Below are 17293 nucleotides of genomic sequence, written 5' to 3' on the forward strand. Positions count from 1 at the left end.
TTGCCGCGTCTGGCCCATAAATCCTAAACGACCGGCCCGAGTGCAGCAATAGTCCAACCGTAGACCATGAACTTCTGCCAGCCCCTGGCCGCTTGACAGGTCGCACGTCCCGGCCCATGGTTGTAACCAGTTAGTTATTTAGCGCCACCAAGAGCGCTGGAGGTTTCGGGACAGCGCCGCTGCCCGGAGAAGCTAGATGGGAGGAACATCGATGACTATTTCACTCGACAGACGTCAGTTTCTGATGGGAACGACGGCGCTGCTCGTCGGCGCCGGCATGTCGCCGGTGCTGGCGCAGGACACCGCGCTGCGCCTGATCTTCTGGGGTGGCCAGGCCCGCGCCGACCGCACCTATGGGGTAACGGACCTCTATGCCAAGGCCGGCGGCCCGGCGATCGAAGGCGAGTTCCTCGCCTGGAACGATTATTGGCCCAAGCTCGCGACCCAGACCGCCGGCGGCAACGCCCCCGACATCATCCAGATGGACTACCGCTACATCGTCGAATACGCCAAGCGGAACGCCATCGCCCCGCTCGACGAGTTCGTCGGCGGCGCGCTGCAACTGGCCGATTTCGACCAGGACCAGCTTGACGGCGGCAAGGTCGACGGCAAGCTCTATGGCATCAGCCTCGGCGCCAACTCGGTGGCCCTGATGATCAACACGGCCGCCTTCGAGAAGGCCGGCGTGGAACTGCCCGGCCCCACCACCACCTATGACGACATCCGCAAGATGGGCGAGGCGTTCAACTCCAAGAACGTCGGCACGAAGGTGATCGGCGACGGTTCTGGCTCCGAACCGATGTACGAGAACTGGCTGCGCCAGAAGGGCAAGGCGCTCTACACCGCCGACGGCAAGCTCGCCTTCGACGAAGCAGACGCCACCGAGTGGTTCACCATGTGGAAGGGCCTCCGCGACGACGGCATCTGCGTCAGCCCGGACGACCAGGCGCTCGACACCGGTCCGCTCGAGACCACCATGCTGACGCTCGGCAAGGCGGCGGTTATCCCGTCCAACTCCAACCAGCTGGTGGCCTTCCAGGCGATCAACAAGGACAAGATCACCATCTCGAACTTCCCCCGCATCGCAGCCGATGCGCCTGGCGGCCACTACCGCAAGCCTTCGATGTTCTTCTCCATCGGCGGCACCTCGGCACAGAAGGAAGCCGCGGCGAAATTCCTGAACTTCTTCGTCACCGACAAGGACGCGAGCCTGGTGCTTGGCGTCGAGCGCGGTATTCCGTGCTCGAAGGCCGTGCGCGAGAACCTTGCCCCGACGCTGGACGAGCAGAGCCAGATCGCGCTCAACTTCGTCTCGAACCTCGGGCCGCTGCTCGGCAAGCTGCCGCCCTCCCCGCCCGCCGCGGCAGGCGAGATCGACAGTTCGCTGTTCCGCACCCTGAGCCAGGAAGTCGCCTTCGGCGCCAAGACCCCGGAAGCCGCCGGCCCCGAGCTGGTCAAGGGCGCCACGGACATTCTGAACCGGGCGGCCTGACATTATGACCGCGCGTGCCATGGAGGCCGATACTCCCAAAGTGGAGCGCGCGGTCCAATCCTGGTGGTCGCGGGTGTGGCAGAACCACGCCCCCGGCTACCTCTTCCTCCTGCCCTGGTTCATCGGCTTTCTCTGCCTGACCATCGGGCCGATCATCACCTCGTTCTATCTCAGCTTCACCAATTTCGACCTGCTGACCGCACCGGAATGGGTGGGCGCCGACAACTACATCCGCATGTTCACCGCGGACCCGAAATTCGCCGCCTCGATGAAGGTGACGCTGTTCTTCGTGGTCTTCTCGGTGCCGCTGAAGCTGGCCTTCGCGTTGTGCGTGGCGCTCCTGCTCAATCGCGGCATGCGCGGCCTGCCGATCTATCGCGCCATGTTCTACCTGCCGAGCCTGCTCGGCGCCTCGGTCGCCATTGCCATCCTGTGGCGCCAGATCTTTTCCGGCGGCGGGCTGGTCAACCAGTTCCTGCTGCTGTTCGGCATCCATGGGCCGAGCTGGATCTCCAACCCCAACTACTCGCTGTGGACGCTGATCATCCTGGCGATCTGGCAGTTCGGCTCGCCGATGATCATCTTTCTCGCCGGCCTGCGCTCGATCCCGCAGGACATGTATGAGGCGGCGAGCCTCGAGGGCGCCAGCAAGTGGCGTGTGTTCTGGAAGATCACCCTGCCGATGCTGACCCCGGTGGTGTTCTTCAACGCCATTATCCAGACCATCGAGGGCTTCAAGAGCTTCACCCCGGCGTTCATCATCTCGGGCGGCACCGGCAATCCGATCAACTCGACGCTGTTCTACACGCTCTATCTCTACCAGGAGGCGTTCGGCTTCTTCCGCATGGGCTACGCCTCGGCGCTGGCCTGGGTGCTGCTGCTGATCGTCGCGATCTTCACCGCCTTCTCGTTCCTGACCTCGAAATACTGGGTGCACTATGACGACTGATGTGCACCGGCTGACCGTGGTGACGGGCGAGGTGAGCCCGGCAAAGCTCTGGCGCAAACGGGCGCTGAGCCTGCTCGCCCATGCGCTGCTGATAGGCGCATCGATCCTGATGCTCTATCCGCTGCTCTGGCTGCTGTCGGCCTCGTTCCGGCCCGAGAACGAGATCTTCAACGCCACCACCCTGTGGCCGAGCGAGTGGAGCCTCGACTCCTATTTCCGCGGCTGGCACGGGCTGCGCGTGTCGTTCGGGACCTTCTTTGCCAACTCGCTGGTGATTGCGATCCTCTGCGTCTGCGGCAACCTGATCGCCTGCTCGATGGCGGCGTTCGCCTTCGCCCGGCTGCAGTTCAAGGGCCGGACCTTCTGGTTCGCCATGATGCTGATGACGCTGATGCTGCCCAGCCAGGTGACGCTGATCCCGCAATATGTGCTGTTCCGCTCGATCGGCTGGGTCGACACGGTGCTGCCGCTGGTGGCGCCGAAGTTCCTCGCGGTCGACGGCTTCTTCATCTTCCTGATGGTGCAGTTCTTCCGCGGCATCCCTAGGGAATTGGACGAGGCGGCGATGATGGACGGCTGCTCGGCCTGGCGCATCTACTGGAAGATCATGCTGCCGCTGTCGATGCCGGTGCTGGCGACGGCCGCCATCTTCACCTTCATCTGGACCTGGGACGATTTCTTCGGGCCGCTGATCTACCTCAACGAGATGAAGCAATACACCGTGATGCTGGGGCTGCGGACGTTCACTGACTCGACCGGCGAGAGCGACTTCGGCGGACTGTTCGCGATGAGCGTGCTGAGCCTGGTGCCGATCTTCCTGTTCTTCCTGTTCTTCCAGCGGCTGCTGATCGAGGGCATCGCGACGACGGGGATGAAGCGGTGAGGGTCTTGTGCCTGCCGCTCCCCCCACCCTTAATCCCTCCCCACAATGGAGAGGGAGACCTGACTGCCGGCTTCGGTTCTTTCGTCTCCCTCCCCCTTGTGGGGAGGGTAGCGCAGCTAGGGGCAACGGCCCGTAGCGAAGCTGGGTGGGGGTGGCCATGAGCATCGAGCGCGCGAGGGACCTCCGCAAGCGCATGCCGCCGGCCGAGGCCAGGCTGTGGAATTACCTCCGCTCGTTGAAGGCGCAAGGTTACCACTTCCGACGCCAGGTGCAGCTGGGTCCGTTCTATGTCGACTTCGCCTGCCACCATCCGAAGCTCGTGATCGAGGTCGATGGGCAGACGCACTTCACCCCTGAAGTGATCGCTTACGATAACAGGCGATCGGAACTCATCCGCGGCGAAGGCTATCGCGTCGCTCGCTATTCGAACCTCGATGTCCGCGACAACCTAGAGGGTGTTGCCACTCATTTGTCTGCGGTGCTTGCGGCCCTCCCCCCACCCTTGGTCCCTCCCCACAAGGGGGAGGGAGACGATGGAGCCGCGACCTCTGCGGCCTCAGGACTCTAGGATAGACATGACCATCAAATTCGCGGCCATTGGCCTCAACCATTCCCATATCTACGGCCAGGTGAACCTGCTGCTGCGCGAGGGCGCGGAGCTGGTGGCTTTCCACTCGCCCGAGGATGATCTCGCGGCGCAGTTCAGCGAGAAGTTCCCGCAGGCGAAGCGTGTTGCCGACCAGAGGGCGATCCTCGAGGACCCGTCGATCGCAATGGTGCTGACCGCAGCGATCCTGAGTGAGCGCGCGGCAATTTCGATAGCGGCGATGCGGCACGGCAAGGACGTGATGAGCGACAAGCCGGGGATGACGAGCCTCGCGCAGCTCGCTGAGATCAAGAAGGTGCAGGCCGAGACCGGGCAGATCTATTCCGTTTGCTATTCCGAGCATTTCGAGACGCGTTCGACGGTGAAGGCCGGCGAACTGGTGCAGGCGGGCGCGATCGGCCAGGTGATCAACACCGTGGGGCTTGGGCCGCATGCCATCCGCAACAACCAGCGGCCGGACTGGTTCTTCGATCGGAAGCGCTATGGCGGCATCCTCTGCGATATCGGCAGCCACCAGTGCGAGCAGTTCCTGTTCTTCTCGGGCACCGACACCGAGGCCGAAGTGGTTTCGGCTTCGGTGAACAACCGCGGCAATCCGGGGAAGCCCGGGCTGCAGGACGTGGGCGACATGCACCTCAAAACCCCGACCACGACCGGCTATGTGCGCGTTGACTGGTTCACCCCGGCGGGCCTGCCGACCTGGGGCGACGGGCGGCTGACCATCTTGGGCACCGAGGGCTACATCGAGTGCCGGAAGTATATCGACATCGCCGGGCGGCCAGGGACCGACCACCTGTTCCTCGTCGACAAGCACGGCACGCAGCATATCGACTGCTCGGCGCAGGACCTGCCCTATGGGCGGCAGCTGATCGCGGATGTGTTGAACCGCACTGAAACGGCGATGCCGCAGGTGCGCGCCTTCAAGGCGATGGAACTGGCTTTGACGGCGCAGGCGATGGCCGAGCGCGGAACGGTGTGGGCGCAATGAGCAGGATTTACACGGTCGCCGTCGTCGGCGGCGGCATCGGCAAGAGCCACATCGTCGAGGGCTACGAGAACAACAAGGATCGCTTCAAGGTCATCGCGATCTGCGATCTGGACGCGGGTCGCCGCGACGGGCTGGCCGACGAGTTCGGCATCGAGCGGCGGATCGAGAAGTTCGACGACCTCTTGGCAATGGACGACCTCGACATCATCGACGTCTGCACCCCGCCGATGGTGCACTACCCGATGGTCGTGGCGGCGCTGAAGGCCGGCAAGCACGTGATCTGCGAGAAGCCGCTGGTCGGTTCGCTCGCCGAGGTCGACGAGATCATCGCGCTCGAAAAGCAGAGCCGCGGCAAGCTGATGCCGGTGTTCCAGTATCGCTACGGCAACGGCATCGAGCAGGTGAAGCGGATCATCGAGGCCGGCATCGCGGGCAAGCCCTATGTGGGCACGGTCGAGACGCTGTGGCGGCGCGGGCCGGACTATTATGCGGTGCCGTGGCGCGGCAAATGGAAGACCGAGCTCGGCGGCGTGCTGATGACGCATGCCATCCACCCGCACGACATTTTCACCTACCTGATGGGAGAGCCCAAGAGCCTGTTCGGCCGGGTGGCGACGCGGGTGAATACGATCGAGGTCGAGGACTGCATTTCGGCCTCGCTGGAAATGGAGTCGGGGGCGCTGGCGAGCTTCACCGCGACGCTCGGCTCGGCCGACGAGATCAGCCGCATCCGGCTGGCGTTCGAGAACGTGACCTTCGAGAGCGACCACGAGGCTTACAACCCGGGCAAGCTGCCGTGGAAGATCCTGCCGCGGAACGATGAGACCAAGGCGAAGATCGATGCGCTGCTGGCCGATTGGCAGGACGTGCCGTCGCGCTTTGCCACGCAGATGCGCCGCTTCTGGGATGCGCTGGAGGGGCTGGCGCCGATGCCGGTGACATCGAGCGATTCCCGCCGGGCGCTCGAAATCGTCACCGCATTCTACCATTCGTCCGAGACGCACGAGGAGGTAAGCTTCCCCGTGACCGCGACCCATCCGAAATACCGCAGCTGGCTGCCCAAGGAGTTCGTGTGATGTCGACGAGTGTGGTGCTGCAGCAGGTCGAGAAGCGTTATGGCGACGTGGAGGTGATCCACGGCATCGACCTGAACATCGAGCCGGGCGAGTTCACCGTGTTCGTCGGGCCTTCGGGCTGTGGCAAGTCCACCCTGCTGCGGATGATCGCCGGGCTCGAGCCGATCTCGGGCGGGAGCCTCTTGATCGACGGCGATAGGATGAATGAGGTGCCGGCGGCCAAGCGCGGCATCGCCATGGTGTTCCAGAGCTACGCCCTCTACCCGCATATGTCGGTGTACCAGAACCTGGCGTTCGGGCTGGAAACGGCGCGGGTGCCTAAGGCTGAGATCGCCAAACGGGTGCAGCGGGCGGCAGAGATCTTGCGGATCGAGCCGCTGCTGAAACGGAAGCCGAAGCAGCTCTCCGGCGGGCAGCGCCAGCGCGTCGCCATCGGGCGGGCGATTGTGCGCGAGCCGCGGATCTTCCTGTTCGACGAGCCGCTGTCGAACCTCGATGCCGAGTTGCGCGTACAGATGCGGGTGGAGATCGCAAAACTCCACAACGACCTCGGCAACACGATGATCTACGTGACCCACGACCAGGTCGAGGCGATGACCATGGCCGACAAGATCGTGGTGCTGCAGGCCGGGGTCATCGAGCAGGTCGGCGCGCCGCTCGAGCTCTACAACCATCCGAAGAACCGCTTTGTCGCCGGCTTCATCGGCTCGCCGAAGATGAACTTCCTCGAGGCCAAGGTGGAGAGCGCCGACGGCGCCGGGGCCAAGCTGCGAGCCGGCGGCAGCGAGATCGTGGTGAACCGCAAGGTCGATGCCGGCGATGCGGTGACCTTCGGCGTGCGGCCCGAGCATATCGGGATTACCGAGGGTTCGGGCGTGCAACTGGCCAATGTGAAGGTCGACCTGGTGGAGCAGCTGGGTGGGCAGACCATGGTCTACGCGACGACCGCCGATGGGCAGGCGATGATCATCGCCGTGGACGGGCAGCGGCCGGTGGAGCTGGGCTCGACGCTGACGGCCTACGTGGACCCCGCCCGGTACCACGTGTTCGGCAAGGACGGGCGCGCGATCTAGACCAACAGGGTCTGGGCGATCGCGCTCCGCTTGGCGATGGCGCCGGCCGAGTCCGCCGGCCGCTCGAAATCGCGCACGAAGATCGCGACTGCGTCGTGCAGCGAAGCCGTGCCGCTGAATGCGGCGTTGGCCGAGAGCGTCGCGATGTAGGCCAACATGATCGCGATGTTGCGCTCGGGATCGATCAGCTCGGCCGGGTCGTGGCCATGGCCGACGCCCTTGAGGTTGAGCTGGAACAGGCCATAGCTCTGCTCGCTGCCAGCCGACTTGATGTCGGGCTTGAGCCCGGATTCGCCGATGGCGTTGGCGATCGCCGCGATCTGCTGGATGACGCCATAGCCGGCCTCGGCGAAGCGCAGTGCGATGAGCTTGGCCATATCGCGGCGGGCGGCCGGGACTTCGGGAGAGTCGAAATTGATCCGGCCGCTGACTGCGCCATCGGGCAGCATGGCGGTGGCCGTGTCGTCGATCAGCTGGTCGCCGGCGGTCAGGACGAAGGGCTTCGTCGCCTCGAGCGCAGCCGTCAGCGCCATCGATATCGCCTTCAGCGCCGCTTCGATGCTGCCGGTGCCGAGCAGCGCCGCGTCGCGTGTGGCGAGGTTGGCGACGTCGATGCCATCGCCCTTTGCCGACGCGGGATCGATGACCGAGACGATGTCGGCAAGCTTGGCCTTCCGATCCTGTAGCGCCGCGACAGCCGCCTTGCTGCCTACCAGCTGCGAGAAATAGAGCTCGGCAGCGGTCGGCTGGCTACCGAGCAGGGCCGCAAACCGCTGCTGCGCGAGGCGCGCGGTTATGGCGAATACGGCGACCTGCAGGCTCCACGAACCGATTGCCTGAGGCGTGGCGTCCAGCATGAATTGCGGCTGCTTGCTGCTGAGCGCCCACTCGTCGCGCGAGAAGGCGTAGGGTCCTGTTCCGCCGCCAGCGGAGGCACCATCGGTGATGTTGGTGCGCAGCGCCGCGACGGCGGCAATGTAGTGGGCGCTGACGCCGAAAAGCAGCGCCTGCCAATGGCACTCGAGCGCGAAGAGCTGCTTGTCGAGCGGGCCCAGCGTGTCGGCCGCCTGATCGACAGCCGCGGCGCTGACCCAACCCTTGGGCGTTCCCGGCAGGTCGATCAGCGTGACCTCGAGCCAGGCACCGTGCGTGTTGCCGACGGTGACGCGGGTGCCACCGGGAACCTGCATGACCTCCGCACCATTGGGTGCGTCACGCAAGGTGCGCGTGTCCTTTAGTACCGCCATCACGACCTCCTGGGATGTTGAATGCCGGCGCGCCGCCGGCGGCTGGATCACTTGACGAGCGCGCCGGCTTCCCGGGCGTTGGCGACCTGACGGTCGGCGCAGGATTGACCGCTCGCCTCCCGTACCGCCTTGCGCAGCGCGTCCATCTGCACTGGCCCGATTCCGCGTGTGGTGATTTCCGGGTCGGGCTCGCCATAGCCGTCGAAGAACTCGGCCATCGCCTCGTGCGTCGCCGACCCGGGGTTTCCGTCGACCTCAGCGCAGATCGCGAGTTGCACGGCCTCCCACTGCCCGCGCCGCACCAGCTTCTCGTACGCGTTGAGGCCCGGCGCTTCGGCAGGCGGCAGGGCGACGGCTGGCAGCCGGATATCGGCGTTTGCGAGCACGTCCGCAGGGCCGGCAGAGCGGACGCTCACCTCGATATTGGTGCCGGTCCGGCCGGCTTTCGGCTCTGCGACGCTGTCGCTGATGTGTTCGATGAGCTGGCCTTCGATGGTCACCGGCAGGCACATATTGAGGTAGCCGCGGACCGCGCTGTAGGCCGAGGCGGGGCTATTGATGGTGCCCCGCTTGTCGTCGGCGGCCTGCTTGTAGGCGGCCATGGTCTTCTGCACGAATTTCTGCGTGTTGGCCGGCGGCAACTCGTAGAGGAACGTGCCGGCGACGACATCGGTCATGCTGCCGGCGAGGCCGAAGGCCTGGGCGATCACGCCCATGGTGACGCTCGCCGTTCCGGTGATCTGGAGGATCGCGCTGGTGGTCTGGTCGAAGGCGTTGAGCCCCGACTTGATCGCCGCCGTCCGGCGGTTGAAGGCGAACAGCGAGTCGAAATAGACCGCGCATTCGTCGTCGACATAGTTGAAGCCGGCGAGCGCCACTTCGTACCAGTCGGAGCCGCCATAGCCGAGGACATCCGCGTCGGCGCGCAGCGCCTCGATCAGTATCTTGTGCTCGGACACGCTGGTCGCGACGGCCCTGCCGTCAAGCTTGGGCGAAACCACACGCGGCGTCAGCGAAGAACACGCTGCTACGAGGATCACCAGCGCGGCCGCAAACGCACGCGCAACGATGCCTGCGCCGGCGATGTGCCGGCGCGCTGAATTCAACGCCGCCATGATGAAACGCCCTGCCCCCGAGGCGCCGACAACAAGATCGGCGCCGCCGAGAAAGAGGTATCACGCCGCCTGCGGACGTAACGTTGGGGAGACTACGTGGGGGATTCGACGGATTGGATCCGTCAGCTGTTGGCAGACGGCCCCCTACTGCCCCGCCAGCAGCTCCGCATTGCCGCCGCTGGCTGTCGTGTCGATGCAGACATGCCGCTCGGTGATCAGCCGTTCGGCATCGCTTGGCCGGGTGATGAGGGGGATGATCACGCCCTCGCGCCGGGATAGCGCTTGCCGCCAGGGGCGGAGGTCGGCGTCGGTGCCGAAATGCATGATCGCGTCGACGCTGAGGCCGGCTTCGATGGCGGCGGGCGACAGTTTCTTGTCGAGGCCGCCGATGGGCTCGCCATTGGCGCCGAGCGCTTCGGCGATGCGGCTGGCGCCGGGGGCGACGACGAGCACGCCGTTGCCCTGTTCCAGCGCCAATGTGGCCTGCTGCAGGGCGCTCTCGGTGCCGGGACCGAGGCAGAGCACGACCCCACGCGGCCAGGTGTAGAGCGTGTTGGATTCGCCGGTGGGGCCTGGCAGCGTCTGCTGGGCCGGCTCGATGCCGACGCGTTCGATGCCGATCTTCACCTGGTCGACGGCTGCGATGGCAAAGCCGATGGAAAGGCCGGAGAGCGGGTTGACGCTGGTGGAGGGCTCGAACCGCTCCTCCGGGCGCCAGAAGCGCTTGAGGTAGTTGGGGCCGCCGGCTTTCGGGCCGGTGCCACTGAGGCCTTCACCGCCGAACGGCTGCGAGCCGACCACGGCGCCGATCTGGTTGCGGTTGACGTAGATATTGCCGGCGCGGACGCGGTCGGAGATCTGCTCGACGCGGCCATCGATGCGGGTGTGGAGGCCGAATGTGAGGCCGTAGCCCGAGGCGTTGATGGCGGTGATGACGGCGTCGAGGTCTTCGGCCTTGAAGGTCGCGACGTGGAGGACCGGGCCGAAGATCTCTTCCTTCATCTCGGCGATACCCGAGACCTTGAGCACGGTAGGAGCGACGAACGTCCCCTGCTCCGGCGCAGCGAGCTGGTGCAGCACGGCGTCGCGGGCGGCGAAGTCGGCGATGTAGGCATCCATCTTCGCCTTGGCCCTCTGGTCGATCACCGGGCCGATATCGACGGAGAGGTCCCACGGGTCGCCGAGCTTCAGCTCGTCCATGGCGCCGTAGAGCATCTCGAGCGTCCGCTCGGCGGCGTCTTCCTGCACGTAGAGGATCCGGAGCGCCGAGCAGCGCTGGCCGGCAGACTGGAAGGCAGACGAGAGGATGTCGCGCACCGCCTGCTCGGGCAGCGCGGTGGAGTCGACGATCATCGCGTTGAGGCCGCCGGTTTCGGCGACAAGGGCGGCACCGGCCACCAGGTTGTCGGCCATCTTGACGTCAATGGCCTTGGCGGTGGCGAGCGAGCCGGTGAAGCAGACGCCGTCGATGCGCGGATCGGAGGTGAGCACGGTGCCCACCACCGGGCCGGAGCCGGGCACCAGTTGCACCACCTCTTCGGGGATGCCGGCCTGGTACATCAGGCGAACGGCAAGCGCGGCGATCAGCGGCGTCGTTTCAGCGGGCTTGGCCAAGACGGTGTTGCCGGCGACCAGCGCAGCAGCAACCTGGCCGGTGAAGATGGACAGCGGGAAGTTCCACGGCGAGATGCAGGTGAAGACGCCGAGTGGCTGGCGCGGCTCGCTGGCTTCGGCCTCGGCGGCGTAGAAGCGGAGGAAATCGACGGCCTCGCGAACTTCGCCGACGGCGTCAGCGAGCGTCTTGCCGGCCTCGCGGGCGCAGAGCGCGAAGAACTCGGCGGCGTTGTCCTCGTAGAGATCGGCGACCTGGCGCAGCAGCAGCGCGCGCTCGGCGACCGGGCGGGCGGCCCAGCCTGGGGCGGCGTCCTTGGCGGTGGCGATGGCCAGTTCCAGCGTCTCGGGCCCTGCCCCGATGGCGTCGCCCACCGGCTCGCCGGTGGCGGGGCTGACGATGTTGAACTGCTCGCCCTGGCTTCCGGCGACCAGTGAGGCCGGCACGGCATGCCAGCGCTTTTCGCTCGGGCGGAAGCGGTCGCGGTCGGCCAGCAGGTACTGGACGACCAGCGGATCGGTGAGATCGTGGCCGCGCGAGTTGGCGCGTGTTGGAGCGAACAGGCCGTTCGGCGCGCGCACTTTGGCCTTGGCGGTTTCGACCGCCTCGAAGGGATCGTGCACCACCTCGGCGGCCGGCACGTCGCGATCGGCGATCATGTTGACGAACGAGCCGTTGGCGCCGTTTTCGAGCAGGCGGCGGACGAGATAGGCGAGGAGGTCGGAGTGGCGGCCGACCGGCGCATAGATGCGAGTGCGGGTCTGGTGCTCGTCGTGGAGGATCTGGTGCAGCCGCTCGCCCATGCCGTGGAGGCGCTGGAACTCGAAGGCATCGTTGGCGACGCCGAGGGTCTGCGCCAGCTCAAGTACGGCGGCGACGGTGTGGGCGTTGTGGGTGGCGAATTGCGGGTAGATGCGCGTGGTCTTCGACAACAGCCGCTTGGCGTTGGCGATGTAGCTGACATCGGTCGCGGCCTTGCGGGTGAACACCGGGAAGCCTGATAGACCCAGCACCTGGGCGCGCTTGATCTCGCTGTCCCAATAGGCGCCCTTCACCAGCCGCACCATGACGCGGCGATCGAGCTGCTCGGCCAGCGCCTCGATCCAGTCGATGACATGGCTGGCCCGCTGGCCATAGGCCTGCACCACGATACCAAAGCCGTCCCAGCCGCTGAGGCGCTCGTCCGAGAGAACGGCGGCGATGACATCGAGGCTGAGGTCGAGCCGGTCGGCCTCCTCGGCATCGATGTTGAAGCCCATGTTGGCGCCGCGGGCCATCATGGCGAGGGCAAGCGTGCGCTCGACCAGTTCATCCATCACCCGCTCGCGCTTCATGAATTCGTAGCGCGGGTGGAGGGCGGAGAGCTTTACCGAAACGCCCGGGTTATCCCGGACCGAGCCGGCCGTAGAGCGGGTGGCGAGCACCGCGATCGCCTCGGCATAGGCGGCGCGATAGCGCTTGGCGTCGGCCTCGGTGCGGGCGGCTTCGCCCAGCATGTCGTAGGAATAGGTGAAGCCGTCTTTCTCGGCGCGGCGCGCGATGCGGGTCGCCTCCTCGATGTCGCGGCCGAGCACGAACTGGCTGCCGAGGATCTTCATCGCCTGCATCACGGCGGAGCGGATCACCGGCTCGCCGATGCGCTGCACGAAATTCTTGATGGTGCCGGCGATGCCTGCCCCGCCCTCACGCAACACCGAGCCGGTGAGGGTGAGCGCCAGGGTGGAGACGTTGACCAGCGCCGAATTGGCGCGATCGAGATGCTCGGCCCAGCGCGACGGCGCGATCTTGTCCTCGATCAGGTCGTCGATGGTGCGGTTGTCGGGGACGCGCAGCAGCGCCTCGGCGAGGCACATCAGCGCGATGCCTTCGTCGGTGGAGAGCGAATACTCGGCGAGGAAGGATTCCAGCATGCCCGAGGACTGGGCGGCGCGTACCTTCTCGACCAGGTTCAGCGCACGCGCGCCGATGGCGGCACGGTCCTCGGCGGAGAGCGCCGCATCGGCCTTGAGCCGCGCGATGGTCTCGGCCTCGTCGGCGAGGATGGCTGCCCGAATGCGGCCGCGGAGTTCGTTGAGATCGCCCATTTATGCCCCCGTGCCTGACTGTGGCACGCGTCGCTGATTTGTGTGGGGAAAATGTGATGGGCCGCACAGGATTTTAGCTGGACTAAAAGTCGCAGCGGTCATTCCGTCGCCAGGCCGGCGACGCTTCGGGTGGAGCGTCCGTTCCGAAGTTCCCGGCGTCGTGACTTGCATCCGAAACGACCGATCTATAGTATATCTTTCTGGAGATAGACGAACGACTTGACCGCCGGACACGCAGGCAAGACGTCGATGGCGACAGTTGCCGCGGCCATCTCTATCCGCGCGATTATTACAACATCTATGTTCGGCCGCCTGGGGCGACCAATACTGACAGATGTCGCGCAGGAAGGAGCTTACGACATGAGGCTTCTTGCAAGGTTTACATCATTTAGATTTCTGATGGTTGTTTGCCTGGCTTTATTCTTGCCGGTGAGCGCAGCCAATGCCGCCTTGACCGATGAGCAACGGGATGCGTTGCGCACTTATTTCGAGGCCAACGACAAGGTAGCGTCGTTCGGCTCAAAGCCGCTGGAATTGCTGAACAAGCCCGAGCTGAACGATTTCTTCGAGCAATACGGCAACGCGTTGCTGCTGGTGCGCATCGGCAATGACCTGCAGAGCGCCAATGATGGCGAAGCGCTCAAGAAAGTCCTCGAAAAGATCGGTGAGGAAGCCCTCAAGAAGATGGGGAGCTTCGATCCCGCGGTCGCTGCATTCATGAAGGGCTTCAGCGCCTTCAGCTGGGTCAAGACCGGCATGGAGCTGGTAAACAAGTTCGTCTACGAGCCCGCTGTCACCCAGGCGGTGGTGGATGGGTATGCCCGGCGTCGCGACAACGGGGCGCCCCCCGAGGAGGCAATCGTCAACATTTCCTTCGGTGCGATGCGGGTCATGGCGACCGAGGAGTTCTTCAAGCAGTACACCAAGGATGCGCTCATCGTTCCGGGAACCAGGGACAAGCTGACTCCCGAGTGGGAAGCCAAGCTGGACCAGTTCCTCAACGCCTGGGTCGAAGACATGTACCAGCAGCAGCTGGCCGAGAAGGCCAAGGCTGCGCTCGCTGCAAAGGCCAAAGCTGCCGAGGGGGAGGTCGCGGGCCTCGACAAGCAGCTGCTCGAGATGCTGGGCGGCGAGGTCGATGAATCAATCGCGATCCTCCTCGATGCCTCGGGCAGCATGGAGGAACAGGGCCGCATGGATAAGGCCAAGGCCTCGGCGCGCCAGGTGATCGGCCAGATGAGCGGCAAGGTCGAGGTCGCCCTGATCGTCTTTTTCGAATGCAGCGACATCCGCGTCGTGCAGGACTTCACCACCACCTCGGCGCCGCTGCTGGCCGCCCTCGAGCCGATCACGCCCAGCGGCGGCACCCCACTGGCCGCGGGCATCAGCTTTGCCAAGGAGCATTTGCGCGCCAACGGCAAGGGCAAGAGCCAGCGCCTCGTCGTCTTGACCGATGGGGCGGAGAGCTGCAGTGGCGACCTGATCGGGGCCGCCAAGGAATAGTCGAACCTCGCGCACAGGGGGACCTGATGAGCGCCAAGCGTATCGCCGCCACCCTCGCCTTCTTCCTGGCCCTGCTCTACCCGGCCGCCCAGGCGCAGCAGGCCCCGGGCCTGGTTCCTCCGCCAACTAGCGGCCAGCCCGCGGTTGGCCAAGGTCCGGGTCCTGCGCCCGGCAAGATCGACATCGACCTGCAGATCATCGGCTTCGGCGTCGACGAAGCGACCAAGGCGCAGCTGGAGGAAGCGGCCAAGGCCGGCGGCGGCCAGTACTACGCCGCCGAGAACCAGCAGCAGCTCACCGACGCGCTGGGCAAGGCGACAGGCCTCGGTTCGGGCAGCCCGGCAGACGCGTCGGCACGCCCGGCCGTGATGCTGGTGCTCGACGAGTCCAACAGCATGTGGGGCCAGATCGAGGGCCGGGCCAAGATCGAGATCGCCCGCGAATCCGTCCGCTCGCTGCTGCAGTCCTGGAACACCGCCGCAGACCTTGGTCTGGTCGCCTACGGCCACAACCGCACGTCCGACTGCACCGATATCGAGACACTGCGGTCGGTCGCCCCGCTCGACGCCGGCGCGTTCAGCACGCTCGTCGACAACCTGACGCCGCGCGGCAAGACCCCACTCACCGAGGCTGTTCGCCGCGCCGCCGACGACCTCGCGACCACCGACCGACCGGCCAGCGTCATCCTCTTCTCCGACGGCATCGAGACCTGTGGCGGCGACCCCTGCGCCCTCGCCGGCGAACTCGCCAAGATGGGCGTCAACTTCTCCGTCCACGTGATCGGCTTCTCGGTCGCCGCCAACGAAAAGCAGCTGGCCTGCCTCGCCGAACAAACCGGCGGGCTATACCTCACCGCTGACAACGCCCCGCAGCTGCAGCAGGCGCTGCAGACCGTCGCCAACCGTGCCGCGGCGCCGGCGGCCACCGACCTCATCACGCTCGAGGCACTCGACCAGGCCGGCAACGCCATCACCACCGGCGTCATATGGACCGTTACCTCGCTGGCGAGCGAAGACACCGTTCCGCTCACAGCGGGCGTGTCGCGGCCAGCTTTGCCGCTGGCGCCCGGCCAATACCTTGCGGAGGCCACCGTGGGAACGACCACGGGCCGTACGCCATTCGAAGCCGTTGCCAAGCAGGCGCAAACCGTGCAGGTGCGGCTTGGCATCGGATCGCCGGTTCAGGCGCTGGCCTGCGGCGAGCCCAACAATAGTTTCGCGGCCGCTCCCCCGTTCGACATCGCGCGCGGTATCGAGGACAGCATCAGCCCGCAGGGTGATGTCGATTTCTGCGCGCTCGACGTTCCGGGCGCGGGGGTGCTGACGATCGCTGCGAACGCCATGCCCTCGCCTGTCGACTTGGTGGCCCGTGTCGACGACATCGATCGCCGGCTGGTGCGGGACTGGACGTCGGCATTGCTTCCCGGCACCGCGCCGGCCGAGGCCGATCTGCCCGAGGCAGGGCGCTACATCATCGAGATGTCGGACAGCTACTCCGATGCGACCTCGCCCGCCCCCTACTCGCTGGCGCTGTCCTTCACCCCGGCCATCGACGCGACCGAGCCCAATAACAGCCTGACCCGGCCGGCGATCCTGTCCCTCGGGACCCCCACGGATGTCGCCGTATTCCCGCGCACCGAGCACAATTTCCTCGCCGTGGAAGTGGAGGAGCACGGTGAATTGACGGTGACCGCCAGCGGCGTCCCCGCGGCGATCGATCCTGCGCTGCGCCTCTACGGGCCAGACAACGCCATGCTCCGCGACTGGCAGTCGACGCCAGCCGGCGTCGACAATACCTTCGTCGTCGATCTGCCCGGGCCCGGCCGCTATGTCATCGAGCTCGCAGATTCCTATGACGACGCGCGCTCGCCCGCTCCGCTGAAGCTCAACGCGGCGTTCATTGCATCACCGGATGCCAATGAGCCCAACAACACGAGCGTGGCTGCAACGAGCCTCGCCTTCGGCATGCCAACCCAGCTCACCATCCTGCCACGCGGCGACCGCGACAACTTCGTGCTCGACGCCGCGCATCGCGGGCGCCTGTCGATCGCGGCCACTGGCGTCGCGGGGATCGAGGTGGCGATGCGGCTGGTCGACAGCAACCTCAACGTCGTCCGCGATTGGGCGACGGCACCGGCCGCGGGCGCCCCCTTCACCTTCGATGCCGACCTGCCCACAGCTGGCAAGTACTGGCTGCTGGTGGCCGACGCCTATGACGACGGGCGTTCCATTCTGCCGGTGACGCTGACCGCGACGCTGACCGCCGCCGAGGACGCGCTCGAGCCGAATGACCGCCCACGGGACGCCAAACCGCTCGCGCTCGGCTCGCCCTTGCAGGCCAGCATCCTGCCGCGCGGCGATCACGATCTCTACCTGCTCGATGCGACCGCGGGGCCGCTCACCGTCCGTGCCTCTCAGGTCCCCGTCAACATCGACGTCGCGATGCGCCTGCTCGACGCCAACCTCGACGTAGTCGCCAACTGGACGTCCTCGCCTGCCCCCGGCGCCGATGGCGAGCTGAAGCTCGAGGTGCCGGCCGGCGGCCGCTACTGGCTCGAAGTGGCCGACAGCTACGACGACGCAAGCGCGCCGGACTCGTTCACCTTGACGGCGACGCAACCCTAGTCGGGCCGGCGCGCTCGGGCACCTGAACCGAGCCTGAACG

Annotated in this window: 12 protein-coding genes; 9 read left to right on the forward strand and 3 right to left on the reverse strand. The window is 65.9% G+C overall.

The features are described from left to right. Positions 1 to 211: 211 nt before the first annotated feature. The 7 genes from AC1DYL_RS02150 (at position 212) to AC1DYL_RS02180 (ending at position 7068) form a co-directional block, all read left to right on the forward strand. Entirely contained in the window at positions 212 to 1492 is a 1281-nt protein-coding gene (locus AC1DYL_RS02150) for an ABC transporter substrate-binding protein (RefSeq protein WP_477156491.1), read from the forward strand. Positions 1493 to 1511: 19 nt separating this feature from the next. After that, positions 1512 to 2441, forward strand: a complete 930-nt coding sequence (locus AC1DYL_RS02155) for a carbohydrate ABC transporter permease (RefSeq protein ID WP_477172027.1) — start codon at positions 1512 to 1514, stop codon at positions 2439 to 2441. Positions 2442 to 2550: 109 nt separating this feature from the next. Beyond that, positions 2551 to 3324: a carbohydrate ABC transporter permease gene (locus AC1DYL_RS02160; protein WP_477156752.1), complete on the forward strand. Its 774-nt coding sequence runs from the start codon at positions 2551 to 2553 to the stop codon at positions 3322 to 3324. Positions 3325 to 3481: 157 nt separating this feature from the next. Continuing rightward, positions 3482 to 3892: an endonuclease domain-containing protein gene (locus tag AC1DYL_RS02165; protein WP_477171880.1), complete on the forward strand. Its 411-nt coding sequence runs from the start codon at positions 3482 to 3484 to the stop codon at positions 3890 to 3892. A 7-nt stretch (positions 3893 to 3899) separates the two neighbouring features. Continuing rightward, positions 3900 to 4919 carry a Gfo/Idh/MocA family protein gene (locus AC1DYL_RS02170; protein WP_477171881.1) on the forward strand — a complete coding sequence of 340 codons (1020 nt, stop codon included), beginning with the start codon at positions 3900 to 3902 and terminating at the stop codon, positions 4917 to 4919. Next, a complete protein-coding gene (locus AC1DYL_RS02175) occupies positions 4916 to 5995 on the forward strand; it encodes a Gfo/Idh/MocA family protein (protein WP_477171882.1) in 1080 nt (359 codons plus the stop codon). The genes AC1DYL_RS02170 and AC1DYL_RS02175 overlap by 4 nt, the downstream gene beginning before the upstream one ends. Then, a complete protein-coding gene (locus AC1DYL_RS02180) occupies positions 5995 to 7068 on the forward strand; it encodes an ABC transporter ATP-binding protein (RefSeq protein ID WP_477156488.1) in 1074 nt (357 codons plus the stop codon). Before AC1DYL_RS02175 ends, AC1DYL_RS02180 begins: the two co-directional genes overlap by 1 nt. On the opposite strand, the gene AC1DYL_RS02185 is transcribed toward AC1DYL_RS02180, so the two are convergent. From AC1DYL_RS02185 to putA, 3 genes are all read right to left on the reverse strand, one after another. After that, complete coding sequence (locus tag AC1DYL_RS02185; protein ID WP_477171883.1) at positions 7065 to 8315, reverse strand: phage tail tip lysozyme; 1251 nt, start codon at positions 8313 to 8315, stop codon at positions 7065 to 7067. The genes AC1DYL_RS02180 and AC1DYL_RS02185 overlap by 4 nt on opposite strands. A gap of 47 nt (positions 8316 to 8362) precedes the next feature. Beyond that, complete coding sequence (locus tag AC1DYL_RS02190; RefSeq protein ID WP_477171884.1) at positions 8363 to 9430, reverse strand: hypothetical protein; 1068 nt, start codon at positions 9428 to 9430, stop codon at positions 8363 to 8365. 144 nt (positions 9431 to 9574) lie between these two features. Next, a complete protein-coding gene (putA, locus tag AC1DYL_RS02195) occupies positions 9575 to 13126 on the reverse strand; it encodes a bifunctional proline dehydrogenase/L-glutamate gamma-semialdehyde dehydrogenase PutA (RefSeq protein WP_477171885.1) in 3552 nt (1183 codons plus the stop codon). 474 nt (positions 13127 to 13600) lie between these two features. Between putA and AC1DYL_RS02200 the strand changes: the two genes are divergently transcribed. Both AC1DYL_RS02200 and AC1DYL_RS02205 read left to right on the forward strand, forming a co-directional pair. Beyond that, the gene (locus AC1DYL_RS02200) at positions 13601 to 14629 is read left to right on the forward strand and encodes a VWA domain-containing protein (RefSeq protein ID WP_477171886.1); all 1029 of its coding nucleotides are present in this window, start codon (positions 13601 to 13603) and stop codon (positions 14627 to 14629) included. A gap of 26 nt (positions 14630 to 14655) precedes the next feature. Beyond that, positions 14656 to 17253 carry a vWA domain-containing protein gene (locus tag AC1DYL_RS02205; RefSeq protein WP_477171887.1) on the forward strand — a complete coding sequence of 866 codons (2598 nt, stop codon included), beginning with the start codon at positions 14656 to 14658 and terminating at the stop codon, positions 17251 to 17253. Positions 17254 to 17293: the final 40 nt, after the last annotated feature.

It is taken from the genome of Devosia sp. P1_H9, assembly GCF_056405135.1.